This window comes from Paraburkholderia sp. BL23I1N1, assembly GCF_003610295.1.
Classification (GTDB): Bacteria; Pseudomonadota; Gammaproteobacteria; order Burkholderiales; family Burkholderiaceae; genus Paraburkholderia.
In genome coordinates, this window is record NZ_RAPV01000001.1 from 1,128,040 (window position 1) to 1,143,727 (window position 15,688).

Here is a 15,688-nt window from a genome sequence, read left to right on the forward strand (position 1 = left end):
CGCACGATGGGCGAGTGACCGTTCGCAATTCGAGAACAGCCACAACTAGTGCAGTGACCTGACCGACGGAAACGGGTCGAGTTCTGCAGATCGCTGCTCTGCGCGGTTTGGGCTGAGTATGCGTATCGCATGAGAAGTGACCGGCCAGGAAGCGCCATTCGCCCGTCGCGTCGCTCGGACGTTCAGACGTCGGCTCCACGCAGTAAACGGCCGTTCGATTGGCGGAGGTGAATGTTGATTCATCGGCCGAAGCTGTCCTTCGGGGCATCGTGACCCGAGCGTCCGCTTACGAAGTCCTACAGACGTCCCCTCACATCGATCGACCATCTTGTGCCCCCCACGCGGACCAACATCAACCGGGCAAGATATTGCTGAAGGCCTGAAGCGAAAGGCGTTACGCTGTATGGGCGTCGCAGCTTTCAGTCTTGGAAATCAAGATAGCGGAATGCGGAGAAAACAGCCGTTCTCCAGCGTGACGGTAAAGCTCGTTTCGTCGAACTGCAGGCCAGTTGCGACCGGCGCCATACAACCAGTTGAAAGCGATCTTCGACCGTTGGCCATCAAGTCAAAGGCGATGGCAAGCTCGTTGAGCAAGAAGCGGCATGGTCGATCACCGAAAAAAGTATCATCGCGTCAGCGTTGACCGGGCGCAGCAAGCGGGATGTTCTTGGCCTGTATATCGCGTCCCCCCGCCTGATACGCATGCCGCTTATCGCACAGACGCCGGAATTTCTCGCTAGGCATGCACCCCAGATCTGGTCGCCATAGTGGCACGATGTTGGGTCGCACCAAGCGATCATCAGGGTATTCGGGTCAGGTCGTTCTACGACCTTGACCGGAAATGTCACTCGTTTGGTTAATGCGCATGAGGAGGGGGCGCGCCGACCCGCGTTTTGGCCCATGGAGGCGACCACCTCGTTTTGCACAGGGTCGAGACCGGATAGCAGTTTCAACAAGCCGATCGTCTGCATCCATGGATCGCTTGGGCAGGTACTTGAAAGCATTCTTTCGCTATCCTTCATAGAATTTGTAGCGATTGGTTTCCTTGACGAAAACATCCGAAGCCTGTGTCCGCGCAGTAAATGCCCGCATACGAAGGGCTGCGTGTTCAAAGTACTGCAGTAACGGGGCAGTTGCAAACCTGCAAGAGGATGGCAATTTCACGCGATGGTTTTGGATACCTATATTCTCGTATGTAGACCGAGGATATACGCACGTATGCTGATGGCGGGGCATGCCATTTCGGCAGGTCTATCGATGGCGAGCATCGCCCGTCCATTCCGGCTTTGAACGTAGCGCGAGTCCTTATTCGACTGCAGCTCGTCGGATGTCCTCCACTGCTGCTTGTAGCCCATGGGATATACCCGCGTACGAGTCCACAACGCTTATGCGGGAACTATGTCAACCGTTCGTAGAATAGTCTTGGCCGTCCTGTTTGCCTAACCATGATTGCATGGCCGGTACGGTTGCTCGGTTCGATTTCCACGAGCCGTCTTTCCGGAACGTCAAACGACTTCAGAAGGAGGCGACTGATGATCGGGCAAGACATAGCGTGTGAGCGGACCAACGCCGATGGCGACCACTTTTTTAAAGAACATATCGAGTCCGTTCGCCTTAGGCATCCAGCGACTGTCTTCGGAAAAGACGGCCACGCCCCTGATTCTTTTTGTCTGCTGGTATTCGTTGATCGAATTGTCGTTGGAGTTCGGCATGGGAAACATTGACGCCATGCTGCCTGCTGCCGTTGCGGCAAGACTGATCGTTGTCTTGGAAGACTTTACGGCTGTCATGGATGTCCGCTTCGCACGGGCAATCTTCGTCTTTCTGTGCGGCACGAGCGTGATAGCCATCGCACCGATGTTGCCATTGGAGTTCAAAGACTCAGCTTTGGTTGTGTTCGTCTCGTTGGTCGAATGCGTAGGAAAAGCGGCGTTTGTTATTTACGCTCGGGCGGAATCCCTTCGCACAACGCCATCAGCGGGATCGCGCACCGAGGGCATATTTGAAAGCTGTTTTTTGCGGGGGTGTGATGCGACGTACTTGTCGCATGCGCGGTTAGGCACGCCAGGATGAGTTGATTCGAGGACTCTGTCATATTGAACGTTCTGCATAACTGGATTTTTATCGGCGGCAACGCGTACGACGAGTACATGTTCGTGCCATGGCTGGACAAGAACGTCTATCGAAGGACAGTCGATCTGAGCCGAGTCTGCATTCAATAGTGAATGACGTGCTGATGAGATCGGACGATCGATTGTTGCGTAGCGTCCAGGTGACCGGTTCGAGCACCCACAATAAAGTACGAATCGACCATGCCTATCGATCAGTGAGCGCGCCCGTCTCGTTGGGTGGCGGTCAGATGTTCGATGCGCTATACGTTCGTATGATTCTCGTTTGGTTTGCGCCGGACTACGCTTGCTGTAATGCACGTGCTCGTAATTGATCGCGCTTTCGTGTCCCGTTATCTGAAAGACCGGGGTTCTCCGTTTGGATACCTCCCAGATAGTTACGATAGTCGATGACGATGAGGCGGTTCGTCTGGCGACTTCAAGCCTCGTGCGTTCCCTGGGCTGGAGTGTGCGCACTTTTGCGTCGGCGGAGGAATTCCTGCGGTCCGGCCACGTCGGCGACACGTCATGCCTGATTTCAGATGTGCGGATGCCCGGAATGTCGGGGGTCGCCATGCACACTCACCTTCTCGGACTAGGAACTGCGCCGCCGGTCATTTTCATCACTGCGTTTCCGACCGCTTCGCTGCAGGCGGAAATCCAGGCGAACGGCGCACTGGTTTTGCTCGAGAAGCCGGTTGACGCCGCTGCCATGGCGCATTGGCTCAATGTCGCGCTGGGCAGGCCGTAAGCCGCACAATGCCCTCAAATGGGGCGTTGGAAATGGAGTACTTCGCGCTAATTGCCGTAGCGGTTGTTGCGAATGCAGAGTGCTGAGTTGGCGGTTTTACGCTGCCGGGTTACCCGGGACATACTCAAGTATGAGTCTGAGCAGCTATGCGCCGGTGTGCCAACCGTTCGTAGAATGGCTTTGTTTTTCCTGCAAACCTAGGTTGATCTTGTGGTAGCGCGCAGACGCACGAGGTTGGTGGAGCGGCGCTAGAGGAAAGGCGGTCAAGCCAACGCAGCGAAGGCCAACTTCGCTCCAGCCAAGCAATCCGTACGAGGAAACTGGTGACGAATCGCATCGCATTGTTGATCGTCGCGCTGTATTCGGTGTGCGCGATGTCCGCGGAACCGACGCACGTTTCGAGCCCCAACGCCGAGGCGGCGCCCGACACCATGCAGGCGCGCGTGATGGGGTGCGCGGCCTGTCACGGCGCGCACGGTGAAGGCACCGACAATGACTATTTCCCGCGCCTCGCCGGCAAGCCGGCCGGCTATCTGTACAACCAGTTGCTGGCGTTTCGCGATGGCCGCCGCAAGTACCCGCCGATGAATTATCTGCTGGCCTATTTGCCTGACGCCTATCTGCGGCAGATCGCAGACTACTTCGCCGCCGAACGCCCGCCTTATCCCGCGCCTGCCACCGCGAGCGTCGGTGCGCAGACGCTCGCGCTCGGCAAAGCGCTCGTCAGTGACGGCGACCGCGCGCGCGGTGTGTCCGCCTGTGCCAGTTGTCACGGTGCGGCGCTGACCGGCATGGAACCGGCGGTTCCAGGGCTGCTGGGGTTGCACGCCGACTACATCAGTGCGCAGTTGGGCGCGTTCCGTTACGGCACGCGCCGCACCGTCGCGCCCGACTGCATGCACACGATCGCCACGCATTTGAGCGACAGCGACATCACCGCGATCGCGGCGTGGCTCGCCGCGCAGCCCGCGCCTGCCAATCCGCAGCCCGCTGCCGCGGGCACCTTGAAGATGCCGCTTGCTTGCGGCAGCGTTTCTCACTAGCCGAGGCTGCGAAGTGCCCAGTTTCCGAAAGCTCACCGCCGTCACCGCACTTGGCGGACTGCTGCTTCGCGCAGCGACGCTGCTGGGCGTCTCCGCTGCGCAGGCCGGCACACTTGCGGACAGCCACGCGGACGTCATTGCGCGCGGCGAATATCTCGCCCGCGCCGGCGATTGCATTGCTTGCCACACCCTGCCCGCCGGCAAGCTGTTCGGCGGTGGTCGCGCGATGGAGACGCCGTTCGGCGCGCTCTACACGCCCAATATCTCGTCGGACAAGACCACCGGCATCGGCAAGTGGAGTGCCGACGAGTTCTACCGGATGATGCATACCGGCAAGTCGCGCGACGGCTCGCTGCTGTATCCAGCCATGCCGTTCGCCTCCTATACGAAGATCACGCGGGCCGACTCGGATGCGATCTACGCGTATCTGCAGTCGGTGCCGCCGATCCATCAGCCGAACCGTCCGCACGAACTGCGCTTCCCGTTCAACCAGCGCCAACTGCTGCGCGGCTGGCGCACGCTGTATATGCATGAGGGCGAGAATCGGCCGGACCCGACGCAGTCGGTCGAATGGAATCGCGGCGCCTACCTTGTCGAAGGGCTTGGCCACTGCACGATGTGCCACACGGCGATCAATGCGCTGGGCGGCAACTCCCCCTCGAAGCAGTTCGAAGGCGGCCTGATTCCCATGCAGAACTGGTATGCGCCGTCGCTGACCTCGAACAAGGAAGCCGGCCTCGGCGACTGGAGCATCGACGACATCGTCGACCTGCTGCACTCGGGCGTGTCGCGGCGCGGCGCGGTGTACGGGCCGATGGCCGAAGTCGTCTACGACAGCTTCCAGTATCTTTCCGAAGACGACGTGCGCGCGGTCGCGGTCTACCTCAAGGCGTTGCCGGCGCGCTCCGGCGAAGCGCAGCAGACCCCGCCCGGCGTCGCGATGACCGAGGAACAGAATCGCCTGACGCCGCTCGGCAAGAAAATCTACGACGCGCAATGCGCGATCTGCCACGCCGCGCAGGGGCAGGGCAAGTTGCCGAACTTCCCGCCGCTCGCCGACAACCAGTCGATCCAGATGACCTCGTCGGTCAATCCGATCCGCATGGTCCTGAACGGCGGCTATGCGCCGGGCACCAGCAAGAATCCAATGCCGTACGGCATGCCGCCGTTCGCCCAGACCCTGTCGGATGAAGAAGTGGCCGCCGTGGTGACGTACATTCGCACGGCATGGGGCAATCACGGCACGCCCGTGACCGTGAAGGAAGTCAACGCGTTGCGCTCGGCACCGATCTTTTGAGGTAGCGATGATCCAATCCCCCCTCCCTTCGGGCGACGGCAACGCCGCTTCCCACGACGAAGCAGAACGCGTCGAGCAGATCGTCAGCAGCGGCCCGCGCGGCGCGATTGCGGTGGCCGGCATCGCGACGGCCATTGTGATTGGCATGTGGTACGCGTTCTACTTCCTGGTGTTCCTGCCGCGCGGCGTCATCCACTAAGCGAATCACTCAAGCGAACCCCTCATCGAACCAGACGGCGCCATGTCGAACCCTACCGTTCCCGACCCGCACACCTCCGCTGAAGTCGCCGCGCGTATCGAGCGCCGCTGGGCGGTACTCGCGATGATTCTCGTCGCGAGCACCGTCGCGGTGGTGATCTTCACCGGCCTGCATTGGTCGTGGATGCCGCCCTCGCGCGTCGAGACCATTCGCCCCGAGACGCTCAACGTGTCGGGCGAGTTCGTCGAGAGCAACCTCGGCAGCGCGGTGGAGCCCGATGGTTCGGTCACGGTGCGCATCATCGCGCAGCAGTACTCGTTCACGCCGCAGTGCCTGCTGGTTCCCGCTGAAACACCGATTACTTTTCGCGCGACGAGCGCCGACGTCGTGCACGGCTTTCTCGTCACCCATACCAACATCAACTCGATGGTTGAGCCCGGCTATATCTCCACTTTCAGAACCACCTTCCCGGAGCCGGGCGATCACCTGATGCCGTGCCACGAATATTGCGGCACGGGCCACCAGGGGATGTGGGCGCACGTGAAGGTCATCGACAAGGATGCGTTCATGCATATGAACGCCAATTCGCGGAGACTCAGCTGTGTTAAATAACAAGCGACTCGTGCTCGCGCATTTCTGGCTGGCGTTCGGCGTCTTCGGCGCGGCGCTATTGCTCGGCGCCTGGCAGATGTACGTGCGCAGCCCCCTGCACGCGTGGCTGCCGGACTCCGAGATCTACTACCGCTCGGTGACCGAGCACGGCACCGTGATGGGCTACGTGTTCCCGACGCTTGTGGCGATGGGCTTCGGTTACGCGGTCACCGAGCTGTCCCTCAAGCGCACGCTCATCGGCGTGCACTGGGCGTGGGCCGGGTTCGCGCTGGTGGCGGTGGGCGCGGTCATGGCCTCAATCACGGTCGCGCTCGGGCTCGCCTCGGTGCTCTATACGTTCTATCCGCCGATGATCGGCAACGTGTTCTACTACCTCGGCGTGGTGCTGGTAGTGGTGGGCTCGTGGATCTGGGTGGCGCTGATGTCCATCAATCTCGCGGCGTGGAAACGCGCGCACCCCGGCGACGCCGTGCCGCTGCCGATGTTCGCGAGCGTGGCGGGTGCTTATCTGTGGGGCTGGACCGCGGTGGGCGCGGCGCTCGAAATCATCTTCCAGATCCTGCCGGTCGCCTTCGGATGGAAGACGACGATCGACGCGGGCCTCGCGCGCGTGTTCTTCTCGTGGACGCTGCACGCGATCGTCTATTTCTGGCTGATGCCGGCCTACATCGCGTTCTACACGATCGTGCCGCGTGCGATCGGCGGACGGCTCTACAGCGATACCATGGCGCGCATTTCGTTCATCCTGTTTCTCGTGGTGGCGATGCCGATCGGCATTCACCACCTGTTCGCCGATCCGCAAGTGGGCTCGGGCTTCAAGTTCCTGCAGTCGGTGTTCACCGCGCTGGTGGCGGTGCCCACGCTTCTGACAGTGTTCACGATCTGCGCATCGGTGGAGATCGCGGCGCGCCTGCGCGGCGGCAAGGGCGCGTTCGGCTGGCTTCGCGCGCTGCCGTGGGACAACCCGCAGATGCTGGCGCTCGCACTCTCGTTTGTGATGCTGGGCTTCGGCGGAGCGGGTGGCCTCATCAACATGAGCTACCAGCTCGACCTGACGATCCACAACACGCAGTGGATCACCGGGCACTTCCACCTGATCTACGCGGGCGCGATCGTCATCATGTACTTCGCGATCGCATACGACCTGTGGCCGCAACTGACAGGACGCGCAATGACGAACTGGAGGCTCATGCGCCTGCAGCTGTGGCTGTGGTTCATCGGCATGATCGTACTGACGTTCCCGTGGCACTGGGTCGGCATTCTGGGCATGCCGCGCCGCATGGCGTACTACGACTACACCGACCCGGAGATCGCGGCGCAGGCGATGTGGGTGGTGATGTCGGCGATCGGCGGCTTCATCCTCGTGCTCTCGGCCATCGTGTTCTTCGTGGTTCTGATTCAAGGGCATCGCAGCGAAGCCGCCGTGCCCGAGGAATACCGTTTCAGTACCGCGGTGCACGAGCCGCGTACGCTCCCGGTTGCGCTCAACGGCTTCGCGCTGTGGCTTACGCTGATGGTTGCGCTGACAGTGCTTAACTATGGCTATCCGATCGCGCAGTTGATGGCAAGAGGTGACACCGTCCCGGTGATTCCGATTGGAGCCCAGCGATGAGTGAAGAACGCCTGTTCTCGTGGAGCAATAGCTGGTTCAAGGCGAGCGTTGGCGCCACTGCTCTGGTGTTCGTGTTCAGTGTGGCGGTGGGCTTCGTTTGGCTGCCGTCGGTGCAGCGCGATGCGCAATTCCAGGGCCTCTGGAACGCGATTTGCAGCGCGGCGGGGGTGCCGCAGCGGTGGCTGGCCAACGAGGCGCCAGTGGCTCCGCAAGTGCAGTTGAGCAAGGTGGAAGTGACGCCGCAGTTGCTCGCGGGGGCGACGCAGTTGTCGATCGGACGCGGCGCGACGCTCGCGCTGCGCTGCACGATGTGCCACGGCGAGCGCGGCATGAGCGGGGCGAACTCGCCGAATCTGGCGGGGCAGTATGCGATCATGGTTTACAAGCAGTTGCAGGACTTCCAGAGCGGCGCACGCGCGAACGCCGTGATGTCGCCGATGGCGGCGAACCTGGGCGACCAGGACATGCGCGATCTGGCCGCCTACTACGCGTCGCTGCCGCGACCGAGGCCGGCGCAGGGCCTTGATGCGGCGGGCGCCCCCGGGATCGTCCTGCATGGCGCGCCGCTGCGCAATATTCCGGCGTGCGCGACGTGCCATGGCGGGATCGACAACAAGGCGGGCAGCCCCTGGCTCGACGGCTTGCCGGCGGCCTATACGCAGGCGCAGCTGCAGGCGTTCGCGTCGGGCGAGCGGCATAACGATATCTCGGAGCAGATGCGCAACATTGCGCGCAATATGACGCCGGATGATATCGCCGCTGCCGCTTCTTACTACGCAAACCTGACGCGGTGATGAAGCCGCGTGCGCTAGCCTGCGCCTTCGGCGACCTTTCGGACTTGCCGAAGCTGCCCGGGAGTCCGACCGGTCCTCAGGCGAATCACGCGGACGAAATGCGACGCATTCGAGAATCCGGCGCGTCGGCCGATCTCAGCGGTTGTTACGTGATCAAATGCCCGTGACTGAAGCATACGCACGGCCGCTTCCATCCTGGCTTTCAGCAACTGTTGGCCGAACGTCTCGCCGCTGCTTGCCAGAACCCGGTGCAAAGTGCGAGACGACACATTTAACGCTGCTGCAATGTCGCTCGCAGTCAACTGCGACTCAGTACGACGCTGCATGATGCACTCGTGAATCCGTTCAAGCAGGGACCGCACCGCCGGTGATGCCCTGAGCGATTGGCCTGAAAGCTCATGGGCCGTAAGCGCAAGCAACGCACCGAGCTGATCGGCGAGAACGGATTCGGCCAGTGGCGTGCGCAAGATGAACTCCGGCGAGAGTTGGCTTACGTAGCTAGAGAGCACTCGCCCCCATCCGGAGTCTGCTGGAATTATCCGACCTGTCAGTCCCTCTACGTTCGAGCCCCAAGTGGCCAGCCATTCTGGCGGGAGCGTCAAATTCAGGAAGTTGTACGTGTCCGGACAATTCATCTCGAACTCAAGCTGCGAATCAACAAGTACCAACTCACCAGGCAGAATCCGCGTCTGACCGCGGTGCGTCATTGTCCACGGGAGGTTACGGCTCGTAACCAGGTGAAACGAACGGCCTCGACTCCGCGCAATCTCACGTTGTGTGGTCAGGGCATCGTGTGCTGATCCACATATAGCGGTGACCGTAATCATGCCGAGCGGGGCGCTAAGGAGATTCGACTCGAACTGGCGTGGCGACGGACAACCGATCGTCATCGGCACGAGGGCAGAGGCGAGAACGTCGGCCCAGTAGTCGAGCCGCTGCGCCGGTGGCACAACTTCGGTGGACAACCGCGCAATCGAAGGTGGCTCGACACTCGACATATGCTGGCCTTCCTTATAGTGAGCAAATAAAGGATAGGACGGTGCGATTGCCAGGTCAATCAGGGTTCCCAGGAGCGTAGGGATCCGAACACAAGGTACCCTTCGCCGAGCGTTTTGGCGCGGAGACGACTTTAACTGAGGCAAGGTGCATATCACTGAAGGCATGCACCCCGTTCGGCTGTCACGCTGGCAATGGCCGAAAGTGGCACTTATAGACCAGATTCTGGGTGTGAATGGCGCGATCAGTCAATCCAGATGGCAAGCCCGCATCTAGACTGTTGAGTGTAGGGGTCATAGTCAGTGAGTCGTGCAAGCAAGGCAGGCTTTCTTCACATCTGATGAATCGTTGTGGGACGGCATGCGGGTGACCGCTCGCGATGCCGAAGCGAAGCCCAGTAGAGAAGCGAAAGCTATCAGAGAGTTTGTGGGTCGCTCAACGCTGAGCCTCGCCTCGAACTACCAGAAGAAAAAACGGGACAACCCACCGTTACCTTGAACACTAAAGGGTTATTGGCAAAGGAGATGTGTTGCCTCTTGAAGGGGCTCAAGCAAAGCGCAGGTATGCGCGCGTCGTACGGCCTGCTAATCACTCAGGGGTGGCGGCCCCCATCGGCGGATGACTCACGACTCACAGGCACAACGGCAGAAGCTATCAACAAAGACTAGTTGACCCCGGTTGAAATCACGATACCCCATGAATTTATTCGCGGAATTGGTTGGGCAGTCGGAGCGGCTCCGTTGCCTTCCAAAGCGCCGGCTGTTTCGGTCAGATACCTGGGGCGACCAGAGTGCCCGATTGCGTTATCTGGCCTGGCTTTGGTTAGCCGGTGGCGTTGCTATGGCAAGTGCGACCTGGGTCTGCTTCCACCTTGGGGCTCGCCTTGGCACAGCGGGATTTGTCTATCTGATTGTCGTGGTGCTGCTGTCATTAATGGACAGCTTCATTACCTCTGCGGTTTTCTCGACAATCGCCGTTGGCTGCCTTGCCTTTTTCTTTTCACAGCCGACCTTCAGCTTTCGGGTAAGTGAGTTACGCGATGTTGCAGCGCTGATTGCTTTTCTAATCACGTCACTCGCCATCACCACACTGGTGAGACGCGTACGCTGGCTCGGGAAAGCAGCGCGCGAGCAGGCCAGGCTCCTCGATCTGTCTCACGACACCGTCTTTGTTCGCGACATGAACGCCGTAATCACCTACTGGAATCACGGCGCGGAGGCGCTCTATGGATGGAAAAAGGCGGAGGCACTCGGCAAGACTTCCCATCAACTCTTGCAAACCCGCTTTCCCGTCTCTCTTGACGACACCATGAACACGTTGCTCAGGACGGAACGCTGGGAAGGCGAACTCGTTCATACCAAGCGGGACGGTTCGCAAGTCGTGGTAGCTAGCCGCTGGTCATTGCAGCGCAGTGCGAACGGACGCCCAATCTCGGCGCTCGAAACCGACAATGACATTACGCTGCGCAAGCGTGCCGAAGACGCGCTGCGCCGAAGTCAGGCGGCCTACCTGGCTGAAGCCCAGAAACTGAGCCTCACCGGCAGTTTCGGCTGGAACCCAGCGAGCGGAGAAATTTTCTGGTCCGAGCAAAGCTTCAGGATCTTTGGATACGACCCGGACATCACCCCCACGGTCGAGTTAACGCTCGAACGCGTGTATCCCGACGATGTTACCTTCGTCAGGCAGGTGATCGACAGGGCGATGAATGGCGAACAGGAATTTGATTATGAATATCGTCTACTGATGCCGGACAGCTCGGTCAAGCATCTCCATGTCGTCGCCCATGTCGTGATCGATGAGCCTGGCAAGCGGCGGTTTGTGGGCGCGATAATGGATGTGACCGCGACGAAGCTGGCGGCGCAAAAGTTGCATGAGGCACAGACCGAACTCGCGCGCGTTACGCGCGTGACGACGCTGGGAGAACTAAGCGCATCGATCGCTCACGAAATCAGCCAGCCGCTCGCCGCAATTGTCACAAACGGCGAGGCCTGTCTGCGATGGCTAGGGCACCCGAGCCCGGAACTGGCGGAGGTGCAGTCCTGCGTCACGCGCATGATTGGCGAAGGTCGGCGCGCGAGCGAAATTGTTCACCATATCCGCGCGCTGGCCAAGAAGGATTCTCTGCAGAAAACGCGACTGGATCTCAATGATGTGATCAATGACGTTGTCTGCCTGACGCAGCGAGAAGTTCTAAGTCACAAGGTATCACTTTGCCTCAGACTTGCCTCTGGGCTGCCCCCGTTACTGGGCGATCGGGTCCAGCTTCAGCAGGTGATCATCAATCTCATGATGAACGGTATCCAGTCCATGGACGACATTCAAGGCCGGCCCCGCGAACTGCTCATCGAGTCGCGCATGGACGAGGGTGGAAATCTGGTCGTCGCGGTTCAGGACTCAGGATCGGGAATCGATCCAGAAAATGCCGACCGACTATTCGACGCCTTCTTCACGACGAAACCCAACGGACTCGGCATGGGATTGTCGATCTGTCAATCGATTGTCGAATCTCATGGAGGACGGATGCGGGTGTCGAGCAAGCCGGGCCACGGCGCGACCTTCCAGCTTGGGATGCCTGCGATCATCGAGCGCCCGGATAACGAACGAGGACAAAGCGACGAACTAGAACACAGCGATTTCCGGGCGTTGCGCAAAGGTGCGGCGCATTAGATGCACCGCAGCATCTCCAGGGATTTACATTCGGCCGGCACTGTTCGCTCTCGATTCCGAAGCATAGAATTATCGTCACCTATTGCGTGCGGTCGGCGGCATACGTCGAGCAAGGACGTGCAGACCAATTCGACCTTAAGAAGTCCTCTCTCGGGTCACGGCCGAGATGCGCTGGCGGAATTTGCCGTATCCAAAGGAAAACGGATTGAGCGAGAAGCGTTCATTGCGGCTGGAGGTATCGGAACCGGTGTCGGTATGCCGAACCTCGCCGCCCATTGTGCCGATAGGGAGACGCTGATGAGTTCGGGACAAGATTCGAGTTCGATCAAAGGCACTGGCGAAAGCGTGCAATCGGTAGTTTACATTGTCGACGACGAAGAAGCGATAAGGTTCGCGCTAGGCGCCCTGCTGCGATCCGTCGGGCTGCGCGTCGAAACGTTCGCATCCTCTCGGGAATTTCTGGCGTTTCCGAAGCATGACGCACCGAGTTGCCTGATTCTCGATGTCAGGCTGCGGGGCGAGAGCGGTCTTGCATTTCAGGAGGATGTTGCAAAGAGCGTGCTTCGTATGCCGATCGTTTTCATGACCGGGCACGGTGATATTGCAATGTCGGTCAAGGCCATGAAAGCTGGCGCTCTCGATTTTTTTGCCAAACCTTTTCGCGACCAGGACATGCTGGATGCAGTCACTCATGCGTTGACCCGTGACCGTGAGCGCCTCCTCGCCGAACAATCCATTGCTGCCCTCCGCATTTCTCACGATTCATTGACGCCACGAGAAAAGCAGGTCATGGAATTCGTCGTGGCCGGCCTGCTGAACAAGCAGATTGCCGCGGAAATGAATCTCAGCGAAATTACGGTAAAGATTCATCGGGGACAAGCGATGAGAAAAATGGCCGCGCGCTCGGTAGCGGATCTCGTCAGAAAGGCAGAAGCGCTCGGCGTTAAGCCGCGTCCGGAAAGATCGGTCTAACAGCGTGGGCCTAGCAGTTGCCATGTTTCGTGCGTCATCCGCATGGTGGCCGCGGTGTATGCGCGTTGGCGCGAGCTGTTCCGCATTCCGCCGTCCAGATGAGTCATCGGGATTCTCGCTGGGATAGCACGTCTCTACGACATAGTCGCGCGCGTCCCACTGTGCGCTTACAAGGCGCTCATAGGACCGGTGATCCTGCACCGAAAGACCAATAACGCAGCACACCGCGAGTGCAACCACCACGACAGAAAACCGTACGAGGTATTTCATTTCCAGTGCCCCAGCCCCTGATGGCAGATAGGTGCCGTCGCGCTCATCGCGTTCGCAGGTCGGTGCAGCGGCGGCCGATTCCGTCCGTGCGCCATGAAACCAAGTTAGCCTGGACAAACGCGAGACGCCATTCTACGAATGGATGTAGTTTCCTCGTCGATGGTCTGGCTGACCTATACATGCGTATTGGATGCGGCGAGCTTGCCGACACTTATTCAATTCTGATTGAGCAGGCTTAGACGGTGTTAGGAACTTCGAAGTACTGGGATTGCATGGACAAGCATAAGCATGGCGAAGACGACAAAATGCAGACCTGCGAGTGTTTCGGGCAAGCGTTCGTAGTCGCGAGCGAGGCGTCGAAAGCGGTTGAGCCATCCGAAGCTGCGCTCGACTACCCATCGACGTGGCAACAGCACAAAACCCTTTTTCGCTTCATCGAGCTTGATCACCTGGAGATCAATTCCCTGAGCGCGCGCGGCCTGCGCAGGAGCTTCGCCCGTGTAACCCTGATCGGCAAAGGCCACTTTCACGGTTTCTCCCGTTGCCTGCTGCACCTGGCGCGCCAGCTCTGTCACCTGTGCGCGCTCCTGCTCGTTGGCCGGCGTCACGTGTACGGCGAGCAACTGACCCAGCGTGTCGACCGCCATATGCACCTTGCTGCCACGCTTGCGCTTGTAGCCGTCATAGCCTGCGCGTGGACCGCTCTCACATGTCGATTGCATCGTACGGCCATCAAGGATCACCGCGCTGGGCTGCCCCCGCCGCCCCTGCGCGACACGGATGATTGAACGAAGATCACTCACCATGCATTCGAAACAGCCGGCCGCCAGCCATCGTTGCGTCTGCTGGTACACGAGTTCCCACGGCGGGAAGTTGGTCGGCAGCATTCGCCACGCAGCCCCAGCGCGAGCCATCCAGCGCAACGCATTGAACATCTCGCGCAACTCGTATTTACGCTGTGGTGCACTCTCATCCATCAACGTCAGATACGCTGCTACGAAGCTCCATTCTTCGTCTGACACGTCTGTCGGGTACGCTTTACGTTTCTCTCTTGTCATCCCTCCAGGGTACCAGGTTTTGACCGGAAGTTCCTAACACCGTCTAGAAAACAGGCAACTCGTAACAGTCTCGTGCCGCCATCGGACCGATTGAATCAGCGGTCAGTTGGCCGTCCGCTCCTGACCGTTTTTCCTGGCCGGGTGGGTATACAAGAGTATGAGCATCCCATGCTAATTCGCTAGTAAAGCTAGCCGTTCGTAGCATGGTTCTGTGTGCCACGAATATCTAATCTAGTCTCATGGACCGGCCCGCGCATCCCAGAAAAATCCTCAATGGTCGGCGGTAGCCTCAAACGGCATATGCGCGAGATAGCCAGTGCTGGAATCCAGAAAAAGCGAAAGAAGGAGTTCGCGCAAATACAGACTTGGAATCCTGGCGATCACAAAAGTATCGTAGATGATTTGTAACGTTCATGTGGAGTGTTGAGATCCATGGCGCCGTCACTTACCCCGGAATTGTTTGAAACGATTGTCTATGAAACGAAAGGTGCTGTGGCATACGTCACGCTGAATCGCCCCAAGGTTCTCAATGCATTGAACCAGCGAGCCATCGGCGAATTGAGGGCAGCGTTCGAAACCGCTCGGGATGATACTCAGGTCAGCGGCGTCATCATCACGGGCGCGGGCGATCGCGCGTTTATCGCGGGAGCGGATATCGCCGAACTGGCCAGCGCGACGCCCGTCGAGGCCGAGCAGCACACACGTGACGGGCAGGCTTTGCTCAACCTCGTCGAAAGCCTCGGCAAGCCCGTCATTGCGGCGGTCAACGGTCTTGCACTTGGCGGTGGATGCGAGACCGCATTGGCCTGCACGATCCGACTTGCAGCATCAACCGCGAAATTCGGGCAACCCGAAATCAAACTCGGCCTCATTCCGGGCTTTGGCGGAACACAGCGTCTTGCGCGCCTTGTCGGCAAGGGAATCGCGCTGCAGCTCATTCTCACCGGCGAGATGATCACCGCCGAAGAAGCGCTTCGTATCGGCCTTGTTAACGAAATCGTCGAGCCGTCGAAGCTTCTCGCGCGTGCAGAAGAAATTCTCGCGCAGATCGCCGTGAATGCACCCCTCGCGGTGCGCTATGCCATTGCGGCCGTCAATCGCGGACTCGACGGCTCGCTGTTTGAGGGACTCGCCCTCGAAGGAGCCTTGTTTGCGCTGTGCGCATCCACTGAAGACAAGACGGAAGGCACGAAAGCATTCCTCGAAAAACGGCCACCAAAGTTCACCGGCCGATGAATAGCGACTGTCCATACGACCGTCGTTACTGTTTTAAATACAGCGCGTAACCAACGCGACTAGGTTAGTCCTA

Annotated in this window: 17 protein-coding genes; 12 read left to right on the plus strand and 5 right to left on the minus strand. The window is 59.6% G+C overall.

What is annotated here, in order from left to right; genetic code table 11:
• Nucleotides 1-432 precede the first annotated feature (432 nt).
• The 3 genes from B0G76_RS42745 to B0G76_RS42420 all read right to left on the minus strand — a co-directional run bounded on the left by B0G76_RS42745 (nucleotide 433) and on the right by B0G76_RS42420 (nucleotide 1,712).
• Nucleotides 433-594, minus strand: a complete 162-nt coding sequence (locus tag B0G76_RS42745; RefSeq protein ID WP_183082245.1) for a hypothetical protein — start codon at nucleotides 592-594, stop codon at nucleotides 433-435.
• On the minus strand, nucleotides 561-1,058 hold the full coding sequence (locus tag B0G76_RS05330) for a DUF3331 domain-containing protein (RefSeq protein ID WP_310793958.1): 498 nt from the start codon (nucleotides 1,056-1,058) through the stop codon (nucleotides 561-563). Before B0G76_RS05330 ends, B0G76_RS42745 begins: the two co-directional genes overlap by 34 nt.
• A 447-nt stretch (nucleotides 1,059-1,505) precedes the next feature.
• Complete coding sequence (locus B0G76_RS42420; protein ID WP_147394006.1) at nucleotides 1,506-1,712, minus strand: hypothetical protein; 207 nt, start codon at nucleotides 1,710-1,712, stop codon at nucleotides 1,506-1,508.
• Here B0G76_RS42420 and B0G76_RS05335 point away from each other — a divergent pair.
• The 9 genes from B0G76_RS05335 (at nucleotide 1,711) to B0G76_RS05370 (ending at nucleotide 8,416) form a co-directional block, all read left to right on the plus strand.
• Nucleotides 1,711-2,073, plus strand: coding sequence for a hypothetical protein (locus B0G76_RS05335; protein ID WP_147394007.1), 363 nt, complete (start codon nucleotides 1,711-1,713; stop codon nucleotides 2,071-2,073). The genes B0G76_RS42420 and B0G76_RS05335 overlap by 2 nt on opposite strands.
• Nucleotides 2,074-2,096: 23 nt before the next feature.
• On the plus strand, nucleotides 2,097-2,222 hold the full coding sequence (locus tag B0G76_RS43490; protein ID WP_259460510.1) for a hypothetical protein: 126 nt from the start codon (nucleotides 2,097-2,099) through the stop codon (nucleotides 2,220-2,222).
• 265 nt (nucleotides 2,223-2,487) lie between these two features.
• The gene (locus B0G76_RS05340; protein WP_120290670.1) at nucleotides 2,488-2,859 is read left to right on the plus strand and encodes a response regulator transcription factor; all 372 of its coding nucleotides are present in this window, start codon (nucleotides 2,488-2,490) and stop codon (nucleotides 2,857-2,859) included.
• A 374-nt stretch (nucleotides 2,860-3,233) separates the two neighbouring features.
• The gene (locus tag B0G76_RS05345) at nucleotides 3,234-3,902 is read left to right on the plus strand and encodes a c-type cytochrome (RefSeq protein ID WP_120296215.1); all 669 of its coding nucleotides are present in this window, start codon (nucleotides 3,234-3,236) and stop codon (nucleotides 3,900-3,902) included.
• A 13-nt stretch (nucleotides 3,903-3,915) separates the two neighbouring features.
• Nucleotides 3,916-5,199, plus strand: coding sequence for a cytochrome c (locus B0G76_RS05350; RefSeq protein ID WP_120290672.1), 1,284 nt, complete (start codon nucleotides 3,916-3,918; stop codon nucleotides 5,197-5,199).
• Between the two features lie 7 nt (nucleotides 5,200-5,206).
• The gene (locus B0G76_RS05355) at nucleotides 5,207-5,398 is read left to right on the plus strand and encodes a hypothetical protein (protein WP_120290674.1); all 192 of its coding nucleotides are present in this window, start codon (nucleotides 5,207-5,209) and stop codon (nucleotides 5,396-5,398) included.
• A 42-nt stretch (nucleotides 5,399-5,440) separates the two neighbouring features.
• Nucleotides 5,441-6,010: a cytochrome C oxidase subunit II gene (locus B0G76_RS05360; RefSeq protein WP_120296216.1), complete on the plus strand. Its 570-nt coding sequence runs from the start codon at nucleotides 5,441-5,443 to the stop codon at nucleotides 6,008-6,010.
• Complete coding sequence (locus B0G76_RS05365) at nucleotides 6,000-7,622, plus strand: cbb3-type cytochrome c oxidase subunit I (protein WP_120290676.1); 1,623 nt, start codon at nucleotides 6,000-6,002, stop codon at nucleotides 7,620-7,622. Before B0G76_RS05360 ends, B0G76_RS05365 begins: the two co-directional genes overlap by 11 nt.
• Complete coding sequence (locus tag B0G76_RS05370; RefSeq protein ID WP_120290678.1) at nucleotides 7,619-8,416, plus strand: cytochrome c; 798 nt, start codon at nucleotides 7,619-7,621, stop codon at nucleotides 8,414-8,416. Before B0G76_RS05365 ends, B0G76_RS05370 begins: the two co-directional genes overlap by 4 nt.
• Before the next feature lie 14 nt (nucleotides 8,417-8,430).
• On the opposite strand, the gene B0G76_RS05375 is transcribed toward B0G76_RS05370, so the two are convergent.
• Nucleotides 8,431-9,381 (minus strand): AraC family transcriptional regulator, encoded by a 951-nt coding sequence (locus B0G76_RS05375; protein ID WP_183081993.1) that lies wholly within the window; start codon nucleotides 9,379-9,381, stop codon nucleotides 8,431-8,433.
• Nucleotides 9,382-10,108: 727 nt separating this feature from the next.
• Between B0G76_RS05375 and B0G76_RS05380 the strand changes: the two genes are divergently transcribed.
• Together B0G76_RS05380 and B0G76_RS05385 are read left to right on the plus strand one after the other, a co-directional pair.
• A complete protein-coding gene (locus B0G76_RS05380; protein ID WP_120290682.1) occupies nucleotides 10,109-12,079 on the plus strand; it encodes an ATP-binding protein in 1,971 nt (656 codons plus the stop codon).
• Nucleotides 12,080-12,376: 297 nt separating this feature from the next.
• Entirely contained in the window at nucleotides 12,377-13,051 is a 675-nt protein-coding gene (locus B0G76_RS05385; RefSeq protein WP_120296217.1) for a response regulator transcription factor, read from the plus strand.
• A 515-nt stretch (nucleotides 13,052-13,566) separates the two neighbouring features.
• On the opposite strand, the gene B0G76_RS05390 is transcribed toward B0G76_RS05385, so the two are convergent.
• On the minus strand, nucleotides 13,567-14,379 hold the full coding sequence (locus B0G76_RS05390; protein ID WP_120290684.1) for an IS5 family transposase: 813 nt from the start codon (nucleotides 14,377-14,379) through the stop codon (nucleotides 13,567-13,569).
• 432 nt (nucleotides 14,380-14,811) lie between these two features.
• Between B0G76_RS05390 and B0G76_RS05395 the strand changes: the two genes are divergently transcribed.
• Complete coding sequence (locus B0G76_RS05395; protein WP_120290686.1) at nucleotides 14,812-15,615, plus strand: enoyl-CoA hydratase-related protein; 804 nt, start codon at nucleotides 14,812-14,814, stop codon at nucleotides 15,613-15,615.
• The last annotated feature ends 73 nt before the right edge of the window (nucleotides 15,616-15,688 follow it).

What these genes read in the sequence shown, in the direction of transcription:
- B0G76_RS05330 (WP_310793958.1), bottom strand. Translation starts at nt 1,058, where the DNA reads ATGTTTTCGTCAAGGAAACCAATCGCTACAAATTCTATGAAGGATAGC.
- B0G76_RS05335 (WP_147394007.1), top strand. Translation starts at nt 1,711, where the DNA reads ATGGGAAACATTGACGCCATGCTGCCTGCTGCCGTTGCGGCAAGACTG.
- B0G76_RS42420 (WP_147394006.1), bottom strand. Translation starts at nt 1,712, where the DNA reads ATGCCGAACTCCAACGACAATTCGATCAACGAATACCAGCAGACAAAA.
- B0G76_RS05345 (WP_120296215.1), top strand. Translation starts at nt 3,234, where the DNA reads ATGTCCGCGGAACCGACGCACGTTTCGAGCCCCAACGCCGAGGCGGCG.
- B0G76_RS05355 (WP_120290674.1), top strand. Translation starts at nt 5,207, where the DNA reads ATGATCCAATCCCCCCTCCCTTCGGGCGACGGCAACGCCGCTTCCCAC.
- B0G76_RS05360 (WP_120296216.1), top strand. Translation starts at nt 5,441, where the DNA reads ATGTCGAACCCTACCGTTCCCGACCCGCACACCTCCGCTGAAGTCGCC.
- B0G76_RS05370 (WP_120290678.1), top strand. Translation starts at nt 7,619, where the DNA reads ATGAGTGAAGAACGCCTGTTCTCGTGGAGCAATAGCTGGTTCAAGGCG.
- B0G76_RS05380 (WP_120290682.1), top strand. Translation starts at nt 10,109, where the DNA reads ATGAATTTATTCGCGGAATTGGTTGGGCAGTCGGAGCGGCTCCGTTGC.
- B0G76_RS05385 (WP_120296217.1), top strand. Translation starts at nt 12,377, where the DNA reads ATGAGTTCGGGACAAGATTCGAGTTCGATCAAAGGCACTGGCGAAAGC.
- B0G76_RS05390 (WP_120290684.1), bottom strand. Translation starts at nt 14,379, where the DNA reads ATGACAAGAGAGAAACGTAAAGCGTACCCGACAGACGTGTCAGACGAA.
- B0G76_RS05395 (WP_120290686.1), top strand. Translation starts at nt 14,812, where the DNA reads ATGGCGCCGTCACTTACCCCGGAATTGTTTGAAACGATTGTCTATGAA.